Genomic DNA, 21,936 nt, shown 5'->3' with positions numbered 1-21,936 from the left:
TTTACAATCCAAAAGTGTGGTAAGTTTAATATTTGTAAAGCTAGATATGAGGCTATTTTCAATCAAGGTATATTTAATCAGTGAAACTACAACCAAAACTCAAAGATTAATATATGGGCTATGGGGTAAAAATAGAAATTGTTATAAACCCATTAACTCTATTTTTAAATAAAACTATAGAATTTATGCTATAATTAATAAAAATTAGGAGGTTTTAAAATGCAAGTTTCTAATCAGTCTTTTTTAAATTTGCAAGATTTTTATCAAAACAAAACCTCCAATACTCAAAATATTCAAGAAACCTCCAAAGAAGAATCCACCACACAAACACAAGATAACAAAGAAAACGACAAAGAAAAAGAAAACACCACAACCCTAAATGGAAAAGAACTAGAACCTAGCGAAGTGCAATATGTAAGAAAACTAGAGCAAGTAGATAGAAATGTAAAAGCACACGAAGCAGCACATGTAGCTGCAGGTGCTGGGGTAACACGAGGTGGTGCTAGCTATACCTACACAAAAGGACCTGATGGCAAGATGTATGCCACAGCTGGAGAGGTCCCTATAGCTTTAGAAAAAGGAGATACTCCTGAACAAACTATCCAAAATGCTAGACAAGTCATCGCAGCTGCTATGGCACCAAGTGATCCTAGCCCACAAGACTATAAAGTAGCAGCAAGTGCAGCCCAAATGGAAATACAAGCAAGAGCTGAACTTGCAAAAGAAAATACAAAAGAAAAAGAAGAAGAAACAAAACCCAAAGAAAAAACCCAAGAAAAGCAGCAAAAAGATAATTGGCAAAACATTCAAGAAAACAATAAAAGAGATTATGCAATTAAAAGCTATACAAACCAAGACAAAACAGAAACTTTTAAAATTGCAGGATAAAAAATGCAAATCACCTTACAAGAAATCACACACAATGAATTAAAAACCATCTTTCCCCTTATGCAACAATTACGCCCTACTCTAAACTTTGATGACTTTAGCAACAAATTTTCACTTATGCAAAAAGAACAAAATTATAAACTTTTTGGTTTTATGCAAAATGGTAAATTTGTAGCACTCTGTGGAACAATGCCTTTTAATGTTTTATATAGAGAAAATTGTCTATATATTTGTGATTTTGTTGTAGATGAAAACCTAAGAGGACAAGGAATAGGAGAAGCCTGTCTTTTGCAAATCTTCAAATTAGCAAAAAATGAAGGCTATCAACAAATTGAACTTAGCTCTAGCTTCAAAAGAGAAAGAGCACATAAGTTCTATACAGAAAAAATGGGATTTTCTAAAGTTAGTTTTGTTTTTGTAAAAAATTTATAATTTCCCCTCTTTAAAAAACTATTTTATTTTTTTCTTTTTTATGATTAAGTTTTATAAAAAAGTAGTATAATATCTTTAAAAAATACATAAGGATATTTCAAATGCTTAAAGTTTTTACAAAAAATTTAGGTTTTTATATAAGCCTTTGTCTTTTAGGTTCTCTAGCTAATGCACAAGATTTAGAAACTTATGATGCACAAAGAATTGCCGATATTTTCTATAAACTAAATGGCGATTCCAAAAACCCAAAATCAAGAGTAAATCATGTAAAGGGTTTTTGTGCCAGTGGCACTTTTACCCCCAGTGAAGACTTCAATCAATCCAGTCTCAATCTACCTCTTTTTAGAGAGGGAAAAATACTCACTCAAGTGCGTTATTCCCTAGGTGGAGCCATCAAAGATGATAGAAGCAAACAAAGAGGTATGGCTCTTAACTTTTTGGGAAAAAATGATAATTGGACTATGGTTATGCTAAATACTGAAATTAATTTTGCCAAAAACCCTCAAGAGTTTGGACAATTTTTTGAAATGAAAATTCCAAATTTTATGAATGCTCAAAAAATCAAAGAGTTGAGCCAAAGAGACTCTTATAAAAATTTCAATACCTATTTAGAAAGAATTGGTATCTCAAGCCTAGAACACACACCTTTTTACAGTATTCATACTTTTTGGTTTGAAGACTATTCTAGAAATCTCATTCCTGCAAGATGGAAATTTATCCCAAAAGATGGCATAACCTATTTAAATACACAAGAATTAAAATCAGTTTCCAAAGACTTTCTAAAGGAAAATTTTATTACTTACACCAAAGATAAACCTATAGAATACAAAATGTATCTTGAATTTGCTAACAAAGGCGATATACTTGATGATACAACTGCACTATGGCAAGGAGAACATAAAAATCTTTTTATGGGAACCCTACAAGTTTCAAAATACGAAGGAGAGGAATGCAACCAAGATGTCTATTTCCCTTCTGAATTACCAAAAGGCGTAGGAGTTCCTAAAGATCCCATCTTTGAACTTAGGACACCAACTTATGCTATTACTTTTGGCAAAAGACAATAATTTTTAGGTTATTAGCCTGAAAATTATTTAAAATATGTTATTTTTTAATAATTTTTTATTATAATTAAATATGTAATTATAAAAACCAAAAACGAGGTGTATCATTGATAATTTATTAGTAATTGTTTGTGTAATGGCTATGGCTGTTGTATCTGGCATTATCTTAAATAAGCTTAAAATACCAACTATTATTGGTTATATTTTAACAGGAATTTTAACCACTTATATTTTTGGTTTTAGATTAGAACATTCTGCTGATTTAAATGAAACTGCCGAACTTGGTATTGTATTTTTGATGTTTATGATAGGACTTGATTTTAGCTTTAAAAAAATTACTTCTATGAAGCAGGAAGTTCTTCTATTTGGTGGGCTTCAAATTCTGCTCTCCATAGCTGCTTTTTTCTCTATTTGTTTTTTTATTTTTGGTTTTAATTTTGATACCTCTATTATTGTTGCAAGCGCAATCAGCCTTTCATCTACCGCAATTGTGCTAAAACATCTCAACGAAAATAACCAAACCAAAACCCCCTATGGATCAGCCTCTATTGGCATTTTAATTTTTCAAGATATTGCTGTGATACCTATTCTTCTTATGATAAAACTTCTTAGCAATAAAGACTTAGGAACAGGGGAATTGCTATTAACAACTGGGATTTCTGCAATTATTGTTTTATTATTACTTTTATTACCAGGAAGATTTTTAGCAAAACTTGCTCTTAAATCCTCTGCCAAAATGAAAACAGATGAAATTTTTGTTGCCACCGTGTTTATCATTGTTCTTGGTTCTGCATATCTAAGTAAATATTTTGGCTTCTCACTCACCTTAGGGGCTTTTTTATCGGGTATGATTATCTCAAATACTCCTTATCGCTATCAAGTAGCATCGGTTTTAGTTTATTTTAGAGATTTACTTTTAGGAGTTTTTTTCATCACTATTGGTATGCAAGTAGATTTGCTCTTCTTGGCTAAATATTTTGTGATTATTATTTTATTTGTTTTTCTCACTATCCTATCTAAAACTTTAATTATGTTTGCTTTTTTAAGTATTTTTAGAAATGCAAGGGTGGGTATGAAAATCGCTCTCTCCCTTTCACAAATTGGAGAATTTTCTTTTGCCATTTTCCTTTTAGCTTCACAACAAGCCATCTTAAATTTACAACTTAATGGAGGTATTTTAGAATACATCTTTGGACGCAACCTTTTTGCCTCTATTACCCCTGAAGAAATTTATCAATTTTTAACAATTATGGTGATTTTCTCCATGATTGCCACACCTTTTATTTTGGATAAAATTGATAAATATTCAGAATATTTATTAAAATTCCTAAAAGTCCCTTTAAAAACTTCTGCCACTATTGCCAATATGCAAAAAAATGAAGATTCTAACCAAAAAAGAATTCTAGTATGTGGATATGGACTTTTAGGACAAAAAACTATTCAATATCTAAAAGATTGTGATATTTCTAGCGTGGTTATTGATTCAAATTACGAGAGGATTGAAAAAGGACTAAAAAATGGACAAACCATGGTATATGGAAATATTACAGACAAAATGATTTTTAGGGAAGTGGAAGTAGAAAAATTTGCCGCAGTTTTATTTTGTGTAGAATCTAGCAGTGCAATTTTAAAAGCTACCCAACACATTCTCTCTCTCTCTCACCATACAAAAATCATTGTCCAAACAGAAGATGACACAATAGAAAAAGAGTTAAATGCTATGGGGCTTTATGGTGTTGTAAATGGCGGAAGAGAAATTGCCAAACTCTTAGGAGAACTCGCCCAAGATGCCTTTAAAGAAGAAGAGGAAAAAGATTGCAATAAAAAAGATGAGACAAATCCTTAAAAAAGGATTTTGTCTAGCATAATAGATAAAACCACAATATACATTATCAAAAGTGCATATTTATGCTTTTTGGCCTCCACTATCCCCAATAAATAAATCCCAATTCTAACGCCTATAAGAGAGGTTAAACCTACAATCAAACCTTGTTTGTAATCCACATATCCTTGCATTGCCAAAGAAGTAAAACCAGAAATTGATGAAAAGGTTACAAAAAAAAGTGAGAGAGGTATAATTTTTTTTGAACTATACCCCAAATAATACGCAAGCAACGGAGCTAAGAGCATTCCGCCTCCAATTCCTAAGGTAATTGCAAAAATTCCAACCACCATTCCACAACCTATTAAAAACATCTTAGAGCTCACACCCTCTTTAACTTTAGAGTTTCCGCCTTCTGCCTTTGCTTTGAAAAATTTTATCAGGCTATACAAAATAAAAAGCGTAAAAACACCTTCTAAGATATTTGAAGGCACTCTATCAATAATAATTCCACTAAAAGAAGCTCCTATCAATCCTCCTATTCCAACATATACACCCTCATAAAAATTAAGATTTTTCTTTTTATAATTCACATAAGAGCCATATACAGAAGAAAAAATCATTTGCATAATAGAAATTCCAATAGCCACTTTAATATCATTTCCAAAGGCAATCATCATAGGAACAATAATTGCACCCCCTCCAATCCCAAAAAACCCTGCTAAAATACCAGTTAGCAGTCCCACAAGCAAAAGTCCAAGTATTATTTCTATGTTCATTTCCATAATAGAGCTTAAAAATTCCATATTTTTTTCCTAAATTTTTTTTATTTTATATGACAATTTATCATAAAGTATAAAATAAACTGATAAAATACATACAAAAATTCTTAAGAAGCGAAGATTATGGATTTATTAAAAATTACAAGTTTTGTTAATGTAGCAGGTTGAGCGGGCAAAGCAGGTCTGGAAGATCTATCACAAATTGCTTGCAAACTTACAAATTTACAAGATGTAAATCTTTTAGTTGATTTTAAAGGCAATGAAGATGCTGGTATTTACCAACTAAGCGAAGAACTAGCTCTTGTGCAAACAGCAGATTTTATCACACCCGTTGTAGATGATCCCTATATTTATGGGCAAATTGCAGCAGCAAATTCTCTAAGTGATGTCTATGCAATGGGCGGAGAAGTAAAATGTGCACTTAACTTATTAATGTGGGATAGTTGTAATATCCCAAAAGAAATACTAGAAGAAATACTAGCTGGAGGTCTCTCCAAAATCAAAGAAGCAGGCGGAGTGCTATTAGGCGGACACACAATTAGCGATAAAGAACAAAAATACGGCTTAAGCGTAAGTGGAATTGTGCATCCAAAAAAATTTTGGAAAAACAATACAGCACAAATTGGGGATGTAATTATCCTAACCAAACCTATAGGCTTGGGAATCTTAACTACAGCACTTAAAGCAAATCTTTTACAGCAAAATGAAATAGATAAAATTTCAAAAATTATGGCAACACTTAACCAAAAAGCCTCTCTTATTGCTAAAAACTACGACATACATGCTTGCACAGATATTACTGGTTTTGGACTTTTAGGACATCTATATGAAATGATAAACCCAAACATTTCTTTAAAAATCTACTCTAGCAAAGTTCCCCTTATACACTCCGCATTAGCTTTTGCAAAAGATGGCATCATCCCTGGAGGTAGCTATGCTAATCAAAAATCTTTAGAAAAATTTACTAATTTTAATCTTGCAAAAGATTCTAAATTTTTAGATTTAGAAATTTTACTTTTTGATGCACAAACTTCTGGAGGACTCGCATTTGCAGTCCCTGAAGCTAATTCTTATAATTTTTTAAGAGAATTACATGAAAATGGAATAGAAGAAGCAAGTATTATTGCTGAAGTAATTCCCTCTGCAACCCACCCTCTGCTAATATTGTAGTTTTTTAAACTACAAGCTCTGCCTAATAATATGAAGAGCTGTTGCTCTATTAAACTCTATTTGTAGCAAATAATTTCTTTTATTGCCTCTTTTTCTATACAATACCTAAACCTAAATATCGCATTTTTTAAACCCCTAAATATAATGCTAAAAACTTTAATGAAAGCAAAACTCAAATATCACCACACAAATTATCATAGGTTAATATTTGACTAAAATTACCTCCCAAAAAACTTCATCAACTCTTTTAAGAGTAATTACCAATATACTTAAATTTATCCCGATATCTCCCACCTCCCATTTCCTTCTTCTAAACACTTTGTAAAATAAAATTTCTCCAAATAACTTTAAAAAATCATTTTTAACAACTCTTATCTAAACGCTTATCTACTAATCCATTTTATAACAAATCCCATTCATCACTTCATTTTTATATTTTTTAATTTTTATTTATTAATCTTAAGCTTATATATATATATAAGGATACAATTTCACACTTTAACTTCAAGGAGTTTTTATGAAAATTTGTATTGCTTTTATACTATCTTTAATGCTTACAGGAAGTGCTTTTGCTCAAATTAGCAAAGACAAAGAAGAAAATATCCAGCAAAGAGATAAAAAAGTAGAAGAAAAAGCTAACAAGATGGCGGATAAAGCCATTGATAAAACCACAGATAAAGTGCTAGACAAAACTGACAAACTAATAGATAAAGCACTTGATAAATTCTTAGATTTTTAATCCAAGATAAATGCTAATTTAGCATTTATCTTTATAAATTTATTTTATTTCTTGCTCTTGAATTGTTTTTTCTAAAATATTTTGTGTCTTATGTAGATGTTTATCGTCTGGATAAAATCTAAACTCAACGCGTCTATTTTTTGCACGATTATCTTCTGTGGTGTTTGGTAAAACAAAATTATTATCTCCTGCACCAAGAGTTGTAATTTTTTTAGGCTCTACGCCCTCTTGCATTAAAACTCTACTAACTTCTAATGCTCTAAAAGCACTCAAATTCAAACTATCTTTATTATTATTCTTAGCTTCTTGCGAATCTGTATAGCCTATAATATCTACATGCAAGCTTGGAGGCATTTTTTCCAAAATCTGTCCCATTCTCTTTAAAAATAATAAATCATCACTATTTTCTAAAGCCACCTCACCCTCTTTAAAGAGTAATTTACCACTAAAACGCAATATAAAACCCTCTGTTCCTTCATCATTAATGCTAGAAGGACCTAATGAAACCTTAACATTTTCTCTAAAATCTAAAATATCACTTTGGATCTTTTTAACCTCGGGTGCAGTTTCAGGCTCTGTTGTCATATCCGCTTGCTGCTGTATTCTTGTATTATCAGGCTCAACCTTAATTCCACCACTCAATAAACTCATACTCCCTCTCAAGCTTCCTTCTGCTTCTGTAAGCTTTTTGGCATCAAAAGTAACCATAGATAAGAGTAAAATAAAAAAAGTGAGAATTAAGGTAACCATATCTCCATAAGTCCCAAGCCATAAAGGCAAAACATTAGGACAATCGCAAGGAGGACATCGTTTTGCCATTTCTTTACCTACTCAAATTGACTAACGCGTTGGTTTGGAGGCAAGAAAGTAAGTAATTTAGCTTCCAATGCCCTAGGATTATCCCCTGCTTGAATAGACATAATCCCCTCAATAATAAGAAGTTTTACCAAAGCCTCATCATTTGCCCTAACCATTAAAATATTAGCAATAGGAGATCCCACAACATTCCCAATAAAAGAACCATAAAAAGTTGTCAAAAGTGCAACTGCCATAGCAGGACCAATAGAAGCAGGATCGGACATATTAAGCAACATAGCAACCAAACCAATCAAAGTTCCAAGCATACCATAAGCACCCGCATAAGCTGCCCAAGTATCAAAAATACCTGCGTTTGCCTTATGTCTATCTAGGGTTCTATCCATATCTGTTTCCAATAAATCCCTAATACTATCAGGCTCTGCACCATCTATTGCCATATTTAATCCACGCCTTAAGAATTCATTATCTTCTTGATTGGATTGCTGCTCCAAAGATAAAATACCATCACGCCTTGCTTGCGTGGAGTAATCTACTAATTTTTTGATGAGAGCTGGAACATCAAATGTTTGTGGCTTGAATGCAATCATAAAAAATGTAAAAGCCTTTTTCATACTCTCCATTTTATAACCGATCAACAAACTTGTAATAGAACCACCCACTGTAATCAAAATAGAAGGAATATCAAAATAAGGCCCAATCCCAACGCCCATCATCATCGCTACACCCAAAAGAATAAAAGAGAGGGACATTCCTATGACTGTTGCTATATCCATAATTCTACTCCAAAAACGCTCTTACAAAGCAAAAAGATTCTTATAAGTTTGCTAATTCTAAACTTTATTGTGTTAAAATACAATTAAAATTTATAAAAAGTTTAAAGAATTATTTATAATTAATTTTAAAAACAAAAAAGGCAAGCAAAAATGAGCAATACTGATTTATCTATTGTAATTTTAGCAGCAGGAGCTGGGACAAGAATGAAATCCCAAACCCCAAAAGTTCTCCACAAGATTTGCGGAAGAGAAATGCTATACTATTCCATAAAAGAGGCTTTGTGTCTAAGCGATGATGTAAGTATTGTTTTAGGATTTGAAGCTGATTTAATACAATCTCGTATTCAAAACCTCTTTGATAAACCCTTAAAATTTTTACACCAAGATATTAAAAACTACCCAGGCACAGGAGGGGCTTTAAAAAACTATCAACCTAAATATTCCAAAGTTTTAGTGCTTAATGGAGATATGCCACTTATTCAAAGTTCCCAACTAGAGGGCTTTTTACATAAAGATGCCGAAATTGTCATGAGTGTGATTGATAAACCCCATACAAATGGTTATGGTAGAGTTGTTTTACAAAATGGAGAAGTAGAAAAAATTGTAGAAGAAAAAGATGCTTCTAAAGAAATTTTATCTCTAAGCACACTTAATGCTGGTATTTACTGCTTTAAAAGTGAAATTTTACAAAAATATATCCCAAAACTCCAAAACAATAATGCACAAAAAGAATATTATCTTACCGATATTATTTCCCTTGCAAAAATGGATGGAGGATGCGTGTTACCCTTATTTGTAGAGATGGAAAATTTTAAAGGTGTTAATGATAAAATAGATTTAGCCAATACAGAAGAGATTATGCAAGATCGCATTAGACAGTCTTGGCAAAAACAAGGCGTTATTATGCGACTTCCAAAAACTATCTATATTGAAGAGCAAGTTTGCTTAGAGGGAGAATGTATCTTAGAAAATGGCGTAAGTCTCATTGGAAAAAGCAAAATTATCAATTCTCACATTAAAGCTCACAGTGTCATTGAAGAAAGCATAGTAAAAAATAGTGATGTAGGACCTATGGCACATTTACGCCCAAACAGTGAGCTTTATAATACTCATATAGGAAATTTTGTAGAGGTTAAAAAATCCAAACTCAATAGTGTAAAAGCTGGACACCTAAGTTATCTTGGTGATTGTAGCATAGATGAAGGCACAAATATTGGTGCTGGTTTTATCACTTGCAATTATGATGGGAAAGCAAAATACAAAACAAAAATTGGTAAAAATGTCTTCATAGGAAGCGACTCGCAAGCTATTGCACCTATTACTTTGGAAGATGATTGCATCATTGGTGCAGGTAGCACTATTACAAAAGATGTTAAAAAAGGAGAACTCTATCTCACTAGAGCTCAAGAAAAAAGAGTAAATGGATTTTTCTATAAATTTTTTAACAAAAATAAGGAATAATGATGGAAATTAAACTAAATGGAGAAACTATCAATATTGCACCTAAAACCACTCTTTTAGAGCTTTTAGAGCAATACAAAATAGAAACAAAAAGCATTGTAGTTGCAATCAACTTAGAAAGTATCAAAAAAGAACAATGGGATAATTATATCATTCAAGAAAATGATGTGATTGAATGCCTTACCTTTTTGGGTGGCGGTTGATAAAGGAGCAAAATGGAAACTATGCAAAAAAAAATTAAAACTGCTATTGTAGGCGTAGGTGGTTATACAGGATTAGAACTTCTAAAATTACTTATTAACCATCCTTATTTTGAACTTAGTGGAGTTTATGCAACAGAAGCAAGTGAAGATATTTCACTTTTACATCCCTGCTTAAAAAATGTTTTTAAACTAGAGGTTGAAGAAGCCAATATACAAAAAATTGCTTCAAATTGCGAATTAGTATTTTTAGCCCTACCCCACCAAAGTGCTATGGAATATGTGAGTGTTTTTTATGAAAAAGGTATTAAAATCGTAGATTTATCTGCCGATTATCGTTTAGAGGCAAACACTTATGAAGACCACTACTGCAAACATTTAGATAAAGATAATATTAAAAATGCCGTTTATGGATTACCCGAATACAATCGTTCTTTAATCCAAAAAACAAATCTCATAGCCAATCCAGGTTGTTATCCCACTGCAACTTTGCTTGGACTACTTCCCTTTATCCCCTATATTTGCCAAAATCAAACCATTTTCATTGATGCTAAAAGTGGTGTGAGCGGTGCTGGAAAAAAGCTTAGCCAAAACTCTCATTTTGTTACCATTAACGAAAATATTTTTGCTTACTCCCCCATACAACACCGTCATGCTCCCGAAATCAAAGAACAGATTCTAAAAATTTCTAATATTGCACACAAAATTATGTTTGTTCCACATTTATTACCTCTAACTCGCGGAATGCTTGTTTCTATTTACTGCACCCTCAAAGAAGAAATAGAACCCTTACAAGTTCTCAAAGAAGCCTATAAAAATGAGCCATTTATACGCATTAAAAACCAATGCGTTCAAATCAAAAATGTAGCAGGAACGCATTTTTGTGATATTTTTGCTAAAAGTGATGGCACAAATTTATTTATCTCTTCTAGTATTGATAATCTTTTGCGTGGAGCCAGCTCCCAAGCTCTAGCTAATGCAAATTTAATGTTCCAATTAGAAGAACACTTAGGGTTACCTAAAATCGCCTATGCCCCCTAAAACCATTCAAGAAAATGCGATTTTTATCGCTGATTCTCATCACCATAGCATATATAATAATAATTTAGATAAATTCTTCTTATATCTAGCAACACTATCTAAAAGACAAATTTTTTTAATGGGAGATATTTTTGATTTCTTAGTAGGTGGTGTTTCCAACAGTTTTAGGGAAAACAAAACCACTTTAGAACTTTTAGAAAAACTTTCACATATCCATGAAATTTATTATTTTGAAGGCAATCACGATTTTTTACTAAAAAATTCTAGCTACTTTAAAAATATCCAATATTTTTCCTATACTTCACAACCTGTAATTTTTTCCTTAAATAATCAAAATATATACCTATCTCATGGGGATATAGCCATCTCTTATGGTTATCGGTTTTATACATTCTTCATCCGCTCTAGGTTTGTAATTTCTTTCCTTAATTTTTTTTCTTGTATTCTCTATCCAAAAATCATTAGCCATTTAAAGAAAAAAAATAATGGCTATAACCAAAAAGATTTTATTTTTTTAGCAAAAAAAAGAATTAAACATTATTTAGCTAAATACCAAATGCCACCCCGTTCTATCATAGTTGAAGGACATTATCATCACGGTAAAATGGAGAATATGGACAATATTTTATATCTAAACTTGCCTCCTTTTACTTGTAAAAAAAACTATTTTGTAGTAGAATTTCAAAATAGTTGTTTATCCTTCATACAAAAGGAGTTTAAAAGTGACAAATATTGAACAAACTAATAGCCTTAAAGTTGCTAGCAATGAAATGGAACTAGTAGATTTTCGTATTTACAAAATGGAAAAAGGAAAGTTTTATGAGGGGATTTATGGCATCAATGTTGCCAAAGTAAATGAAATCATAAGATTGCCCGAACTCACAGAATTACCAGGAGTTCCTGAATACATTGAAGGTATCTTTGATTTAAGAGGGGTAGTAATACCAGTTATCAATCTAGCTAAATGGATGAATGTAGAAATACCCCAAAACAAAAAAATTAATCCCCGTGTAGTCATTACTGAATTTAATAATGTAATGATTGGCTTTATTGTGCATGAAGCCAAAAGGATTAGACGCATTAGTTGGAAAGATATTGAACCTGCCCATTTTAGTTCTAGTGCTAGTAGTGGAAGTCTTGATAAAAGTAAAATCACTGGGGTAACTAGAATTGAAAATGATCAAGTTTTGCTTATTTTAGATCTTGAAAGCATTGTTCAAGAACTCGGCTTTTATCAACCTGATATTGGCGCTGATCACAGCTATAATAAGTTCTCGGGACTTGCTCTTGTAGTAGATGATAGCTCTATTGCCAGAAAAATTGTTAAAGAGTTTTTAGAAAAGATGGGCTTTGATGTAGCCGAAGCAAATGATGGAGAAGCAGGTTTGCACAAACTTGAAAAACTTTATGAAAACTATGGGGATTTATTACATAAACAATTGAAAATTATTGTTTCAGACATTGAAATGCCTCAAATGGATGGTTTCCACTTTGCCGCTAAAGCCAAAGAGGATTCTAGATTTTCAAAAATACCTATTGTATTTAACTCTTCTATTAGCGATAAATTTAGCCAAGATAAAGGCAAAGTTGCTGGGGGTGAATCCTACTTGGTTAAATTTGATGGCAATAAATTTCACGATGAAATTTCAAGAGTTGTTACAAAATATGAAGAAGAGCTTGCAAAAGAAGCTTAATTAATCTCAAGACGAAAGGGTAAAACATGGATGAAATGCAAGAAATATTAGAAGACTTTTTAATAGAAGCCTTTGAAATGATTGAACAGCTTGATCAGGATTTAGTAGAGTTAGAAAACCATCCTGATGATTTAGACCTACTCAATAGAATTTTTAGGGTAGCTCATACCATTAAAGGTTCTGGCTCGTTTCTAAATTTTTCTGTTTTAACACATCTTACACACCACATGGAAGATGTGTTAAATAAAGCAAGACATGGCGAACTCACAATTACACCTGATATTATGGATGTTGTTTTAGAGTCTATTGATTATATGAAAAAGCTCCTAAGTGCAATCCGTGATACTGGAAGTGATGCAAATACAGGATTAGAAGGAGAAATTGAAGGAACGATTTCTAGGTTAGATGCTATTTCAAAAGGCGAAGCTCCTAGTGAGGCTAAAGAAATACCTCAAGAGCAAGTTGCCACAACCACTACTCAAGCTAAAGAGGAAGCCCCTCAAGAACCTGAAGAAGAGCTCGATTATGCAAATATGTCAGCTGAAGAAGTAGAAAAAGAAATTGAAAGATTACTTAACCAACGCCAAGAAGAAGATAAGAAAAAAAGAGAAGAAAAGCGCGCAAGAGGAGAGGAACTAGACATTCAAGCCCCAAAAGAAGTGCAAGAAGAAGCAAAAGCTACACAAGCTACCCCATCTCCTGCTACCCCCAAAACACAAGAGCAACCTGCCACTCCAAAACCTGCTCCCAAATCAAGTGCTAGCAAACCGCAAGAAGAAAATAAAGCCCCTGCAACAGCAGTAGAGCAAACCATTAGGGTAGATGTTAAAAGATTAGACAGTCTTATGAACCTTATTGGTGAGCTAGTGCTTGGAAAAAATAGATTAATTAAAATCTATAACGATGTAGAAGAGCGTTATGAGGGAGAAAAGTTTTTAGAAGAATTAAACCAAGTGGTTGCTTCTGTATCTATGGTAACCACAGATATCCAACTCGCCGTAATGAAAACAAGAATGTTGCCTATTGGTAGAGTGTTTAATAAGTTTCCGCGTATGGTAAGAGATCTCTCAAGAGAACTAGGAAAAAATATTGACTTAGTTATTAGCGGAGAGGAAACAGAGCTTGATAAATCTATTGTAGAAGAAATAGGCGATCCTTTGGTGCATCTTATCAGAAATGCTTGCGATCATGGAATTGAATCCAAAGAAGAAAGAATAGCAGCAGGCAAAAAGGAACAAGGAACTGTAGAGTTAAAAGCTTATAATGAAGGAAACCATATCGTAGTAGAGATTACTGATGATGGTAAAGGTATGAATCCTGAAGTTCTTAAAGCTAAAGCAGTGGAAAAAGGCATCATTAGTGAAAGAGAAGCTGATACCATGACAGACAAAGAGGCTTACTCGCTTATTTTTAAAGCAGGCTTCTCCACTGCAAAAGTGGTAACCAATGTTAGTGGGCGTGGTGTAGGTATGGATGTTGTTAAGACAAACATTGAAAAACTAAATGGTATTATTGATGTAGAAAGTAGTTTTGGTGAGGGAACTACGCTAAAATTAAAAATCCCTCTAACTTTAGCAATTATTCAATCTCTACTCGTAGGAGTTCAAGAAGAATTCTATGCAATTCCATTAGCTTCTGTTATTGAAACTGTAAGGATTTCTCAAGATGAAATCTACACAGTTGAAAACAAAAGTGTATTGAGATTAAGAAATGAAGTTCTACCTCTAGTAAGGCTTGCAGATATTTTTGGGGTTGATTCTGTATTTGATAACTCTGAACAAGCCTATGTAGTTGTAATTGGACTTGCAGAAAACAAAATAGGTATTATTGTAGATTTCCTAATCGGACAAGAAGAAGTTGTTATCAAATCTCTAGGCTCTTATCTAAAAGGCACAGAAGGAATCGCAGGTGCAACTATTAGAGGAGATGGTAGAGTAACACTTATTGTTGATATTGCTGCAATGATGCAAATGGCAAAACATGTAAAGGTAAGCATCAATAAACTTATCCAAGAAAGTGAAGCAAAACATGAAAAGAACTCTCCAAGCGACTACCATGTGCTTATTGTAGATGACTCTATGACAGATCGTTCCATTATGAAAAAATCACTCAAGCCTTTAGGCATTACTCTAACAGAGGCTACAAATGGACTTGAAGCACTTGATATCGTAAAAAATGGCGATCGCACCTTTGATGCAATCTTAATTGATATTGAAATGCCAAAAATGGATGGTTATACTTTAGCAGGTGAAATTAGAAAATATGCTAAATTCAAAAATCTTCCTTTAATTGCTGTTACAAGCCGAACAAGCAAAACTGATAGAATGCGTGGTGTAGAATCTGGTATGACAGAATATATCACCAAACCTTATTCTCCGGAATATTTAATGAATGTTGTTAAACGCAATATTAATCTAACAATGGAGGTTACAGAATAATGAGCAATCAATTAAAAGATGTTCTACAAAAACAACAAGAGCAAAAAAAGCCTGCGGCAGAAACTGAAAATATTATTCAGTTAGTTGCATTTGTAGTTGGTTCTGAAGAATTTGCTGTGCCAATCTTAAGCATTCAAGAAATTATTAAACCTCTTGAATACACAAGAGTTCCAGGAGTTCCAAATTATGTATTAGGTGTATTTAATATGAGGGGCTGGGTTGTTCCACTTATCAATCTACGCTTAAAGTTTGGTTTGCCTTATGAAAAAATCACAGAAGATACACGCTATATTGTAATCAGAAATCAAGAAGAAAGGGCAGGTTTCGTAATTGATAGGCTTACAGAAGCAGTAAGGATAAAAGAGTCTGACATTGATCCTACTCCAGAAACCATAAGCCAAGATGAAAATCTTATTTATGGTGTAGGCAAAAGAGATGATAGACTAATTACCATCTTAAGACCTGAAGAACTTTTAAAGAGAACTTTTTAGGCTCTCTTTAGCTCTTCTTTTAATCCCCCAATCTTTTTGCATTTTTCAAGCACAAATTAACCTATCAGAATTCTTTTTCTTATCATTACTCAAACTTCTAGACCTTATTTAAACCCTCCCCTTATTCTACAAACTTACAAAACTTTGCTACATCCATAATATAAAATCCACACAACTTTTACAAAATCCATCAAATTTTATTTTCCACCCATTAAAGCTTTCATACCACAAAGACTATCTAGCCAAATCATTAGTAGAAAATAAAATGATATGCTATCTGCTTTAACACTCACTTTCTAACTTTTCTTCTTTAATCGGGTTATTTTCCACAAATAACTTTCTTTATTTTTAAGAATTCTATATAACTATCCTCCAAACCTTAAAGCTATAAGATAATTACATATATTTTTAGAATAAAAGGTGGTTAAAATAAGATTTATAGGTATTTAAAAATAGCTATTCAAAACAATTTATAAGACTATTTTAAGTCAAAATGTAACTATCTCAAGAGTTTTTATTATTTTAGGATAAGAAATATTAGGCTCTAATATTGTATTTAATCAAGCTTTACAAGGCTTTTAAACACCAATTAAGGATAAAACAGGCATTTTGGGATTTTTTGCACTTGGTAGAAATTATAAATGGCACTTTTTATATGCGTTTAATATTGCATTTATAGGATTTTTGTTAAAAATATCTTAAGATAGTTACATCTACTTTTTAAAATACCCCTCACACACATCAACAATACATAACACTCCATTCTTCACTTATAACAAACTCCATTATTCCATCAAATTTAACCATTTTCTCCACCTTCTAAAATACAACTCAGATATAACTCACGATAGATGCACTACTTTTTAAATCCAAGTCATTTTTTACTTTGGCTTCTAAGATTTTGCTTTCTATTCACAAATGTTTTAATCATCTTATGACTTAAATTATAAACATCTTCATTTCTTTATGAATATTTCTTGAAGAATATCTAATTAAGTTTATAAAAGGTGTTTATAAATGGGATACTTAATCAATAAAAACAAAAACCCTCTTTTGAAATTTTTACACCATTTTATATAACTCTTGTTGCTTTTGCACAAATAGGCTATGCTGTATCACTAAAAATTTAAAGATATTTGGAAGTTTCTAGCTATCTTAGTTATTTTTAGATTAACCTCATTTAGTATCCTTAATTTAGCATTTTTAAACCTTTTAGTTTTAAAGCCTATTTGAATTTTCACAATATTTTCTTCTTTAAATTCTACTTTGCTCTTAAAATTTTAAAATACAGAAAAAGCCCCTACACATAGATAGTTATACAGCTTTAATTATTAAATATTTAGCTTTTTGCTTACAGCCTAAGACTTACTTTAGAGGGCAAATTTATTGCATATTTTATAAATTTTTATCTATTGATTGAGTATTCTTAAATAAAAATACTCCATATAAACACTCTCTACCCTTTATGAAATTTTTCATTTTGTTACCTTTTTAAACGCTAAATATCTAAAAGGCTTAAAATTTTTCTATACTAAAGATAAGCAAAATAATGCTATGATTTTTGCTTTTCAATCCCTTAGAATTCCCAAGGAATATTATGAACTTTTTTAAACTCAAAGAAAATCATACAACCCTTAAAACAGAAATTTATGCAGGCATTACCACCTTTCTTGCGATGATTTACATCATTCCTCTAAATGCAAATATTATGAGCAATTCAGGTATGCCCCTTACAGCCCTTATTGTAGCTACAGCACTCATTACCATTATAGCCACTACTTTTAGTGCACTTTTCTCTAATACACCTGTAGCTATGAGCGTGGGTATGGGCTTAAATGCCTATTTTACCTTTAGCGTATGTGGAACCTATCAGATACCATGGCAAACTGCACTAGGAGCAGTGTTTCTATCTGGCTTACTTTTTACCCTACTTTCTTTTACAAATTTTAGAGTCTGGGTTATTAAAAATATTCCTCTTGATTTAAGAAAGGCAATTTCAGCAGGCATTGGAACCTTTATAGCCTTTATGGGACTTATCAAAATGGGTATCATTGCAAAAAATGATACTACTTTGGTAGCTTTAGGAGATTTCTCCTCCCATCAAGTCCTTTTTAGCCTTTTTGGTTTATTTTTAGCACTTACATTTTGGGCTTGGAGGATTAAAGCTGCTTTTATTTTAGCGGTTTTTATTAGTGCAATATGTGCTTGGACTTTTAAAATTGATGGGGCAAGTTTTCCACGCGAGATTATCTCATTACCCGTAATTTATGGAGAAGATGGCTTGAGTGCTATTTTTGGAAAACTAGATATTTTAGGTGCATTAGAACTTAGTATGATACCCATTGTCTTAACCTTTTTTGTTACACAGCTTTTTGATAGTGTAGGAACAATCACTGGGGTTGGGGCTAGAGGAAAAATTTTTGACAATCCAAAAGATGGGGAAAAGAAAATGGGAAGAACTCTAAGTGCTGATGCTCTAAGTTCTGCCCTTGGAGCAGTTGTTGGAACATCTACAGTTACAGCTTTTGTTGAAAGCTCTGCTGGAGTTGAAGCAGGAGGTAAAACTGGACTAAGCTCCTTAGTTACTGCACTTTGTTTTGTTCTAACTCTCTTCTTGCTTCCACTCTTTGAGGCAATCCCTTCTAATTCTATTTATCCTATTTTGGTTCTTGTGGGAATTTTAATGTTTGCTGAAGTTGCCAGCATTAATTTTAAAGACAAATCCATAGCTGTGAGTGCATTTTTTATTATTCTTATGATGCCACTTACCTACTCTATTACAACCGGCTTTGCATTTGGTTTTATAGCATATTTATTAATGTGTCTTTTGCAAAAAGAATTTCATAAAATTAACTTAGGCATCATTGTTTTAAGCTCTATTTCGCTATTAGTATTCTTTTTGCAATTTATCTAAAAATAATAAAAGAAATGATAAAAAATGTAATTTTAAACTTGCTATTATAATTTTAGAGTATAATTGCAAGTTTATTTTATGAAAATCTTAAGGATTAACAATGGCAAGAAGATGTATTTTAAGTGGCAAAGGTCCAATGGTTGGAAACAATGTAAGTCATGCAAACAACAAAACAAAGAAAAGATCTCTACCAAACCTTAGAACTCTAAGAGTAAAGCTTGAAGATGGAACAAGCAGAAAAATCAGAATTGCTGCTTCTACTCTACGCACAATGAAGAAACACTCTTAATCCTCTCTTTTTTGGATTAAGTAGTGCTTGAAAAATTTAAAAATTTTATCCACTGGGAATCTTCCCAAAAGCCTGATGTAGATATATCTGGCTTACTCTATGAGCAGTTAAAGCCTTTTAGGGCTCCTTTTATTTTACTTTTTTTCGGACTTTTTTTAAGCACTCTTGGTTATCTTGTAGTTACAGATTACACGCTTATTGAAGCTTTCTTTCAAGGCTCTTATACTTTTACCACAACTGGTTTTGGTGCTCTAAAAGAAAGTGAATTTGACGCACTAGATATTATTTATACCTCTATTGTAATGCTAGCAGGCTCTGCAGTTTTGAGCTTTTGTGTTATTAGCATTATTGATACTTTAAATAGAGGTAAGCTTATTTCAGTTATCAAGGAACGCAATATGATTTATAAGATTGCAAGACTAAAAAACCATTTCATCATTTGCTACCACAATGAATATACCATTCAGCTTGCAGAACAATTTAGAAAAGCACATATTCCTTTTGTGGTAGTAGATACAAATCCTTCCTTAGAAGATATTGCCAATAAATACCACTACCCCTATTTTATCAACGAAGATCCTCACACAGAACTCGCAATGCTAAAGTGCCATTTATCAAGTGCAAAAGGCGTTATAACTCTCTCTAATAATACTGCTGATAATATCGCGCAAATTGCTACAATTAGACTTTATGAAAAAGAGCTTGGAAGAAAGCCATACTATATCATAGGGAGTGCTCAAAATAATGAAGATGAAGAAAAACTTAAAAAACTAGGTGCAGATTCTGTGGTTTCTCCTTCTCGCCTCTTTGCCCAAAGAGTAAATGCGATGGCAACGCGTCCAGATATGGAAAATCTACTAGAACGCTTTGCATACCAAAAGGATACTCCTTTAGATTTAGAAGAAATTCTTGTGCCACGCTACTCTTGGCTTGTGTTAAAAAAGTTAAAAGAAGCACATTTTAGAGAAATTACACAAACATCTGTTGTGGGTATCACACAAAAAGATGGCAAATTTATTTCCATGCCCAATGAAGATACACTTGTTACAAGCGAATGCAAACTCTTAGTAATAGGAACTTCCCATGGAGTTAGAGCCATCAAACACCTTATAGGTAAAAAAGACAAACCCGAGGAGTTAAAATATGTTTAGAATTTTTCCAATTTATGATGGAATATGTGCTGCAGATGGATTTTTTTGCGATGGAGTAAGTGCAGGTTTAAAAAAGGATAATGCACCTGATATTGCCTTTATTTATTCAGATACTCCTTTACAAGTTGAAGCAATTTTTACACAAAATAAATTTAGAGCAGCCCCCATTTTGCATTATTTGCAATATCCAGAAAATTTTCAAACTAATTTTGTTTTGATAAATTCTAAAAATGCAAATGCACTTACAGGCAATCAAGGTATTGAAGATGTAAAAACAACCTTAAATGCACTAGAGCCCTCCCTTAAAACTAAAATCTTAAATCCTATTATGGCTTCTACAGGTGTAATTGGTTCCCCTTTACCTAAAGAGAAGATTATCCAAGCTTTTTCCAAATTCAACCTTAATGCTAAAAATAACCAAAATGCTGCCCAAGCAATTATGACAACAGATAGGTTTGAAAAAACCATTGCTTATGAAGTCCGCTTTGATGATAAAAGCTTCAAAATAGGTGCGATTTGCAAAGGTGCAGGCATGATTAATCCTAGTTTAGCCACTATGCTTTGCTTTATCACAACAGATGCAGCAATCCCAAAATCTGATATGAAAGCTCTTTTATTAGAAGCCTCCAAAACAACTTTTAATGCAATCTCTGTAGATGGCGATACTTCCACAAATGACACAATCTTACTCCTTAGTAATCAAAAAAGTGGAAATTACCATAAAGAAGCCTTTTTATTTGCCTTAAAAGAGATTATGCTAAAACTCGCTACTGATATTGTGAGAGATGGTGAGGGCTCCAACAAACTTGTAGCCTTTGAAGTAATCAATGCAAAATCTAAAGATGAAGCACAAACTTGTGCTAAAGCTCTTAGCCAATCCTTATTGGTTAAAACCGCACTTTTTGGATGTGATCCTAACTGGGGCAGAATTGCCTCTACCATAGGTGCAAGCAATATTGCTTGCGATGCAGACAAACTAAGCATTTTCTTTGATGATATATGCGTCTATCAAAAAGGAGAAATTCTATTTACAAAGGAAATTGAAGAAAATGCTGCTAAGGTTTTACAGCAAGATTCCTTTAAAATCACTTGCGATATAGGAATAGGAAAAGAAAGCTTTATTGCTTATGGCTGTGATTTAGGCTATGAATATGTAAAAATTAATGCCGATTATAGAACCTAATCTCTAAGCACTGTTATTCTAACATAGAATGACTTTTGCTTATTTGTTATGCAAACTTCTTAAGTTTTATAAACTCCATAGAGCAAATTAATACTTTTATTTATTTTTCTATTACAATAAAGCAATTTACAAACTTAAATTTTAACACCCCTGCCATCATTGTCATAAATAAAGCAAATATTTCCTTTAAACCAACAATAAACCATTTATTACTTTCCAGATTATTTTTATATTCTAAGCTTTTAAGCTTTCATTCCACCTCTTTACTCTTTTACCATAAAAACATAGTAGTCTAAAAGATACCCACAAAGCACAATCAATAAACCTATCATTTATAAATAGTGATAAAAAACAAAAGAGTTTAAATAAAAGGCAAAAAAAAGATTCTAACCTGCTTATTTTAACTTCGCTGGGGTTGTGAATTCCTCATTACGCGAGCGGGAGTTCCACTCCCTGCACCCACCTGAAGCCCCCGTCCCACTACGCTACGCTTGCGGAGAGCTTTGTTCTTTGCCTTTAGAAGAATTTTTTAAAATGCTTTAAGTCTAAGTTAAGCAGGTATTAACTAGAATCTTATTGAAATTT

At 32.4% G+C, this 21,936-nt stretch carries 20 protein-coding genes; 17 read left to right on the top strand and 3 right to left on the bottom strand.

Annotated features, from left to right (window positions below):
* The first annotated feature begins 219 nt into the window (after positions 1-219).
* The 4 genes from B6S12_RS08430 to B6S12_RS08415 all read left to right on the top strand — a co-directional run bounded on the left by B6S12_RS08430 (position 220) and on the right by B6S12_RS08415 (position 4,230).
* Positions 220-888, top strand: coding sequence for a putative metalloprotease CJM1_0395 family protein (locus B6S12_RS08430; RefSeq protein WP_111230356.1), 669 nt, complete (start codon positions 220-222; stop codon positions 886-888).
* A gap of 3 nt (positions 889-891) precedes the next feature.
* A complete protein-coding gene (locus tag B6S12_RS08425; protein ID WP_111230355.1) occupies positions 892-1,320 on the top strand; it encodes a GNAT family N-acetyltransferase in 429 nt (142 codons plus the stop codon).
* Between the two features lie 101 nt (positions 1,321-1,421).
* Complete coding sequence (locus B6S12_RS08420; RefSeq protein WP_111230354.1) at positions 1,422-2,387, top strand: catalase; 966 nt, start codon at positions 1,422-1,424, stop codon at positions 2,385-2,387.
* Positions 2,388-2,520: 133 nt separating this feature from the next.
* On the top strand, positions 2,521-4,230 hold the full coding sequence (locus B6S12_RS08415; protein WP_281267889.1) for a cation:proton antiporter: 1,710 nt from the start codon (positions 2,521-2,523) through the stop codon (positions 4,228-4,230).
* Here B6S12_RS08415 and B6S12_RS08410 read toward each other — a convergent pair.
* Positions 4,227-5,012 (bottom strand): sulfite exporter TauE/SafE family protein, encoded by a 786-nt coding sequence (locus B6S12_RS08410; RefSeq protein ID WP_245892627.1) that lies wholly within the window; start codon positions 5,010-5,012, stop codon positions 4,227-4,229. The genes B6S12_RS08415 and B6S12_RS08410 overlap by 4 nt on opposite strands.
* 99 nt (positions 5,013-5,111) lie before the next feature.
* Here B6S12_RS08410 and selD point away from each other — a divergent pair, with 99 nt between their 5' ends.
* Both selD and B6S12_RS08400 read left to right on the top strand, forming a co-directional pair.
* Positions 5,112-6,158 (top strand): selenide, water dikinase SelD, encoded by a 1,047-nt coding sequence (gene selD, locus B6S12_RS08405; protein WP_111230353.1) that lies wholly within the window; start codon positions 5,112-5,114, stop codon positions 6,156-6,158.
* Positions 6,159-6,675: 517 nt separating this feature from the next.
* Positions 6,676-6,897, top strand: a complete 222-nt coding sequence (locus B6S12_RS08400) for a hypothetical protein (RefSeq protein WP_111230352.1) — start codon at positions 6,676-6,678, stop codon at positions 6,895-6,897.
* A 39-nt stretch (positions 6,898-6,936) separates the two neighbouring features.
* On the opposite strand, the gene B6S12_RS08395 is transcribed toward B6S12_RS08400, so the two are convergent.
* Together B6S12_RS08395 and B6S12_RS08390 are read right to left on the bottom strand one after the other, a co-directional pair.
* On the bottom strand, positions 6,937-7,716 hold the full coding sequence (locus B6S12_RS08395) for an OmpA family protein (protein WP_111230351.1): 780 nt from the start codon (positions 7,714-7,716) through the stop codon (positions 6,937-6,939).
* Between the two features lie 8 nt (positions 7,717-7,724).
* The gene (locus tag B6S12_RS08390) at positions 7,725-8,489 is read right to left on the bottom strand and encodes a motility protein A (RefSeq protein WP_111230350.1); all 765 of its coding nucleotides are present in this window, start codon (positions 8,487-8,489) and stop codon (positions 7,725-7,727) included.
* A gap of 150 nt (positions 8,490-8,639) precedes the next feature.
* On the opposite strand from B6S12_RS08390, the gene glmU reads away from it, so the two are divergent.
* From glmU to argJ, 11 genes are all read left to right on the top strand, one after another.
* Positions 8,640-9,950, top strand: coding sequence for a bifunctional UDP-N-acetylglucosamine diphosphorylase/glucosamine-1-phosphate N-acetyltransferase GlmU (gene glmU / locus B6S12_RS08385; RefSeq protein WP_111230349.1), 1,311 nt, complete (start codon positions 8,640-8,642; stop codon positions 9,948-9,950).
* Between the two features lie 2 nt (positions 9,951-9,952).
* On the top strand, positions 9,953-10,153 hold the full coding sequence (gene thiS, locus B6S12_RS08380; RefSeq protein ID WP_111230348.1) for a sulfur carrier protein ThiS: 201 nt from the start codon (positions 9,953-9,955) through the stop codon (positions 10,151-10,153).
* Positions 10,154-10,165: 12 nt separating this feature from the next.
* The gene (gene argC, locus B6S12_RS08375; RefSeq protein WP_245892625.1) at positions 10,166-11,191 is read left to right on the top strand and encodes an N-acetyl-gamma-glutamyl-phosphate reductase; all 1,026 of its coding nucleotides are present in this window, start codon (positions 10,166-10,168) and stop codon (positions 11,189-11,191) included.
* Positions 11,181-11,927, top strand: coding sequence for a UDP-2,3-diacylglucosamine diphosphatase (locus B6S12_RS08370; RefSeq protein ID WP_111230347.1), 747 nt, complete (start codon positions 11,181-11,183; stop codon positions 11,925-11,927). Before argC ends, B6S12_RS08370 begins: the two co-directional genes overlap by 11 nt.
* Positions 11,923-12,885: a chemotaxis protein CheV gene (locus B6S12_RS08365; protein WP_181451016.1), complete on the top strand. Its 963-nt coding sequence runs from the start codon at positions 11,923-11,925 to the stop codon at positions 12,883-12,885. The genes B6S12_RS08370 and B6S12_RS08365 overlap by 5 nt, the downstream gene beginning before the upstream one ends.
* A 26-nt stretch (positions 12,886-12,911) precedes the next feature.
* Positions 12,912-15,323 (top strand): hybrid sensor histidine kinase/response regulator, encoded by a 2,412-nt coding sequence (locus tag B6S12_RS08360; RefSeq protein WP_111230345.1) that lies wholly within the window; start codon positions 12,912-12,914, stop codon positions 15,321-15,323.
* A complete protein-coding gene (locus B6S12_RS08355; protein ID WP_111230344.1) occupies positions 15,323-15,814 on the top strand; it encodes a chemotaxis protein CheW in 492 nt (163 codons plus the stop codon). The genes B6S12_RS08360 and B6S12_RS08355 overlap by 1 nt, the downstream gene beginning before the upstream one ends.
* 1,597 nt (positions 15,815-17,411) lie before the next feature.
* Positions 17,412-18,728 (top strand): NCS2 family permease, encoded by a 1,317-nt coding sequence (locus B6S12_RS08350; protein WP_111230343.1) that lies wholly within the window; start codon positions 17,412-17,414, stop codon positions 18,726-18,728.
* 100 nt (positions 18,729-18,828) lie between these two features.
* Positions 18,829-19,017 (top strand): 50S ribosomal protein L28, encoded by a 189-nt coding sequence (gene rpmB / locus B6S12_RS08345; RefSeq protein ID WP_111230342.1) that lies wholly within the window; start codon positions 18,829-18,831, stop codon positions 19,015-19,017.
* A 23-nt stretch (positions 19,018-19,040) separates the two neighbouring features.
* Positions 19,041-20,168, top strand: a complete 1,128-nt coding sequence (locus B6S12_RS08340) for a potassium channel family protein (RefSeq protein ID WP_111230341.1) — start codon at positions 19,041-19,043, stop codon at positions 20,166-20,168.
* The gene (argJ, locus tag B6S12_RS08335; protein WP_111230340.1) at positions 20,161-21,351 is read left to right on the top strand and encodes a bifunctional glutamate N-acetyltransferase/amino-acid acetyltransferase ArgJ; all 1,191 of its coding nucleotides are present in this window, start codon (positions 20,161-20,163) and stop codon (positions 21,349-21,351) included. Before B6S12_RS08340 ends, argJ begins: the two co-directional genes overlap by 8 nt.
* Positions 21,352-21,936 lie beyond the last annotated feature (585 nt).

Source organism: Helicobacter valdiviensis, from assembly GCF_003245365.1.
GTDB lineage: Bacteria > Campylobacterota > Campylobacteria > Campylobacterales > Helicobacteraceae > Helicobacter_D > Helicobacter_D valdiviensis.
Note: the sequence above shows the minus strand (reverse complement) of the source record. Positions and strands in the feature narration are given on the sequence as shown.

Coding starts and splice junctions, on each gene's coding strand:
- B6S12_RS08430 (WP_111230356.1), top strand. CDS start 220: ATGCAAGTTTCTAATCAGTCTTTTTTAAATTTGCAAGATTTTTATCAA.
- B6S12_RS08425 (WP_111230355.1), top strand. CDS start 892: ATGCAAATCACCTTACAAGAAATCACACACAATGAATTAAAAACCATC.
- B6S12_RS08420 (WP_111230354.1), top strand. CDS start 1,422: ATGCTTAAAGTTTTTACAAAAAATTTAGGTTTTTATATAAGCCTTTGT.
- B6S12_RS08415 (WP_281267889.1), top strand. CDS start 2,521: ATGGCTATGGCTGTTGTATCTGGCATTATCTTAAATAAGCTTAAAATA.
- B6S12_RS08410 (WP_245892627.1), bottom strand. CDS start 5,012: ATGGAATTTTTAAGCTCTATTATGGAAATGAACATAGAAATAATACTT.
- B6S12_RS08400 (WP_111230352.1), top strand. CDS start 6,676: ATGAAAATTTGTATTGCTTTTATACTATCTTTAATGCTTACAGGAAGT.
- B6S12_RS08395 (WP_111230351.1), bottom strand. CDS start 7,716: ATGGCAAAACGATGTCCTCCTTGCGATTGTCCTAATGTTTTGCCTTTA.
- B6S12_RS08390 (WP_111230350.1), bottom strand. CDS start 8,489: ATGGATATAGCAACAGTCATAGGAATGTCCCTCTCTTTTATTCTTTTG.
- glmU (WP_111230349.1), top strand. CDS start 8,640: ATGAGCAATACTGATTTATCTATTGTAATTTTAGCAGCAGGAGCTGGG.
- thiS (WP_111230348.1), top strand. CDS start 9,953: ATGGAAATTAAACTAAATGGAGAAACTATCAATATTGCACCTAAAACC.
- argC (WP_245892625.1), top strand. CDS start 10,166: ATGGAAACTATGCAAAAAAAAATTAAAACTGCTATTGTAGGCGTAGGT.
- B6S12_RS08370 (WP_111230347.1), top strand. CDS start 11,181: ATGCCCCCTAAAACCATTCAAGAAAATGCGATTTTTATCGCTGATTCT.
- B6S12_RS08360 (WP_111230345.1), top strand. CDS start 12,912: ATGGATGAAATGCAAGAAATATTAGAAGACTTTTTAATAGAAGCCTTT.
- B6S12_RS08355 (WP_111230344.1), top strand. CDS start 15,323: ATGAGCAATCAATTAAAAGATGTTCTACAAAAACAACAAGAGCAAAAA.
- B6S12_RS08350 (WP_111230343.1), top strand. CDS start 17,412: ATGAACTTTTTTAAACTCAAAGAAAATCATACAACCCTTAAAACAGAA.
- rpmB (WP_111230342.1), top strand. CDS start 18,829: ATGGCAAGAAGATGTATTTTAAGTGGCAAAGGTCCAATGGTTGGAAAC.
- argJ (WP_111230340.1), top strand. CDS start 20,161: ATGTTTAGAATTTTTCCAATTTATGATGGAATATGTGCTGCAGATGGA.